Annotated in this window: 4 protein-coding genes; 2 read left to right on the top strand and 2 right to left on the bottom strand. The window is 30.1% G+C overall.

Annotated features, from left to right (window positions below):
* Positions 1 to 213: 213 nt before the first annotated feature.
* A complete protein-coding gene (locus ES044_RS18015) occupies positions 214 to 897 on the bottom strand; it encodes an SIR2 family NAD-dependent protein deacylase (protein WP_147120736.1) in 684 nt (227 codons plus the stop codon).
* A gap of 126 nt (positions 898 to 1,023) precedes the next feature.
* Between ES044_RS18015 and ES044_RS18010 the strand changes: the two genes are divergently transcribed.
* On the top strand, positions 1,024 to 1,698 hold the full coding sequence (locus ES044_RS18010; RefSeq protein ID WP_147120737.1) for a TrmH family RNA methyltransferase: 675 nt from the start codon (positions 1,024 to 1,026) through the stop codon (positions 1,696 to 1,698).
* A 66-nt stretch (positions 1,699 to 1,764) separates the two neighbouring features.
* Here ES044_RS18010 and ES044_RS18005 read toward each other — a convergent pair whose 3' ends face one another.
* Positions 1,765 to 2,133, bottom strand: coding sequence for a DUF4258 domain-containing protein (locus ES044_RS18005; protein ID WP_147120738.1), 369 nt, complete (start codon positions 2,131 to 2,133; stop codon positions 1,765 to 1,767).
* A 170-nt stretch (positions 2,134 to 2,303) separates the two neighbouring features.
* Here ES044_RS18005 and ES044_RS18000 point away from each other — a divergent pair, with 170 nt between their 5' ends.
* The gene (locus tag ES044_RS18000) at positions 2,304 to 2,621 is read left to right on the top strand and encodes a PadR family transcriptional regulator (RefSeq protein ID WP_147120739.1); all 318 of its coding nucleotides are present in this window, start codon (positions 2,304 to 2,306) and stop codon (positions 2,619 to 2,621) included.
* Positions 2,622 to 2,744 lie beyond the last annotated feature (123 nt).

Genomic DNA, 2,744 nt, shown 5'->3' with positions numbered 1-2,744 from the left:
TTTAAAACTGAAAATGGTGCACAGATATATGCGGTTATTAGATCAGTAACAGATACCTGTATTAAGAATGGTCAAAATATTTTCGCTGCTTTTAAAACTATTGCTGTTTTAAAGGCTGAATAGTTACAACTATTTTAAATTATTTTTAATTTTAAAGAGAAGCTAGTAAATTTATATTTTATAAGTGAGAATAAAGCTGAATTACTTCATCAATTACTTTCGTAATAATTTAAGCAACTGATCTGTACCAATGCTGGCCACGTTTTTAATAATTGTTAAATTTCTGAAATTATTTTTAGAAACAGAAGGTTTCGGATCAATAAAATAAATAGGAATATTTTCTTGAATATAATCAATTAAACTAGCAGCAGGATATACTTGCATAGAGGTGCCAATAATAACCAGCACATCCGCTTTTCGAACAATTTCAATAGCTTTATCTAACATGGGTACCATTTCGCCAAACCAAACAATATGGGGTCTTAATTGACTTTTTTTAGCACATAAATCTTCTAAAGTTAAATCTGTACGCCAATTTAAAATTAGTTGTTCATCAACAGAACTTCTAACTTTTAAAAGCTCTCCATGTAAATGAGTTATTTTAGAACTACCAGCACGCTCGTGCAAATCATCTACATTTTGCGTAATAATTTCAACATCAAAATCGTTTTCTAAAGTTACTAAATTGTTGTGTGCTTTATTTGGTGTAACTTCTAATAATTGCTTTCGGCGTTCATTGTAAAAGTTTAACACTAATTTGGGGTTTTTAGCAAAACCTTCTGGAGTGGCAACTTCCATAACATCATGACCTTCCCATAAGCCATCTGAATCCCTAAACGTATCTATACCGCTTTCAACTGATATTCCGGCACCTGTTAAAACAACTATTTTTTTCATTGATATTATAATTTTTAGTTTAAAAAAGGTTTACTTCGTAAGTACGAAACTATTAATATTTTAAAATTACACATTTTAAAGATTTGATTATTGTAAAAATAATAATTAAATGATAAGTTTGTAACTATGATTGATAAAAAACTATTGCAGTACTTCGAAACCTATTTAACGCAAAAGCGAAAAGATACTTTTAGAAAAGTTTTAGCACAAAGAACAAAGCATTTTACCGTAGTTTTAGAAGATATTTATCAGCCGCACAATGCAAGTGCAGTGGTTAGAACCTGTGATATTTTTGGTGTGCAAGATTTGCATGTAATTGAAAATAAATATGTGAATAGAGTTTCTAAATACGTGGCAAAGGGTTCTCAAAAATGGATTACTTCTTCAAGATATAATGCTGACGGAGATAATACAGAAACTTGCTTAAGTAGCTTGAAGAAAAAAGGATATCAGATTATAGCAACAACGCCTCATACTGATTCTTGTTTGCTGCAAGATTTTGACATCAACAAAAAAACAGCATTTATTTTAGGAGCTGAAGCAGAAGGTATCTCGGAAACAGTAAAAAGTCAAGCAGATGGATTTTTGAAAATACCCATGGTTGGTTTTACAGAAAGCTTAAATATTTCTGTGGCAGCCGCTATTATTTTGCAAGAAGTAACTACAAAATTGAGAAATTCAACTATAGATTGGCAATTATCAACCGAAGAAAAAGAAACGTTATATTTTGATTGGGTAAAGAAAACAATTAAAAATGTTGATAAAATACAAGCGTTGTATTATGGCAAGTTAGAAGATTAAACGCCACAAAAAATAGTAGCGCATCAAAGGCAACTGCAGCTGAGTTTACAAGAAAGTAATTGATAATTAATCGACTAGTACTCTTTCTATCGTTGCAGTAGAATCGCAGCGTTTTACATACAAATGAACGTTTTTTAATTCGTCTTTACCCGTTATATAGTATTCTGCACAAGGTCTTTCTCTTGGTTTACCTTTTCCGAAATCAACATCACCCAAATATAAAATAGTAGAAATATTGGTAGTATCTATATCGTATCTTTTCATTGATTTTTTGGCTTCATCAGTAAAAATACGATCTTTAATTCGGATTGTTTTTAAAGTTCTGGCATCCATTCCGTAATCGAAAGTTGCATTTTTCTTTTGCCAAAAGAAATAAGTTGCTACGGCACCTAATGAGAAACCTACTAAATAATAACCGATTCTTTTAATAAGCATTCTAAATGTTTGAGTTGCAAATTTATGGAAATTGAGTTGTTTTTTTGGGTTTAATTAGAAGTTATTTTACATCGTTTTGTTAAGGTTTTACTCGTCTTAAATTTTAAAGATTACGATTCAAGAAAAAATTGTATCCATGTATTATACAAGATGAATAATACTATTTAATTATGACCAAAAACATACTACCTGATGTACTCTCCTCTTGGGGAGATACTTATAAAAAAGGGCAACTTACTTTATGGATATTTCTTGCTTTAAAGGACGGGCAGAAGTATGTTGACGAAATAAAGGGGTTTATTGAAAGTAAATCTAAAAGCACCATTAATTGTGAGGAACAAAGTCTGTATAGAAATTTACGAAAATATGAACATATTGATGTAGTCTCTTTTGAAAATAAAAAAGGAAATAAAGGACCTGATAGAAAATATTATTTTTTGACGACCATGGGAAATGAACTACTTGAAAAATTTATAGAAAGAAAGTAACTATTCAGCGGATGTTTAGTGGTTGTTAACAATTTGATTTATTTTATCCACAATTTTTTATTTTTAGTCATTCTATTTCAAAAAAAGCAGTTGTTTATGCACATCGGTTGATAAGTGTGTGAT

It is taken from the genome of Polaribacter sp. IC066 (genome assembly GCF_007997085.1).
GTDB lineage: Bacteria > Bacteroidota > Bacteroidia > Flavobacteriales > Flavobacteriaceae > Polaribacter.
Note: the sequence above shows the minus strand (reverse complement) of the source record. Positions and strands in the feature narration are given on the sequence as shown.

Bases quoted from the DNA above. Each gene is read 5' to 3' on its own strand.
- ES044_RS18015 (WP_147120736.1), bottom strand. From the start codon at position 897: ATGAAAAAAATAGTTGTTTTAACAGGTGCCGGAATATCAGTTGAAAGC.
- ES044_RS18010 (WP_147120737.1), top strand. From the start codon at position 1,024: ATGATTGATAAAAAACTATTGCAGTACTTCGAAACCTATTTAACGCAA.
- ES044_RS18005 (WP_147120738.1), bottom strand. From the start codon at position 2,133: ATGCTTATTAAAAGAATCGGTTATTATTTAGTAGGTTTCTCATTAGGT.
- ES044_RS18000 (WP_147120739.1), top strand. From the start codon at position 2,304: ATGACCAAAAACATACTACCTGATGTACTCTCCTCTTGGGGAGATACT.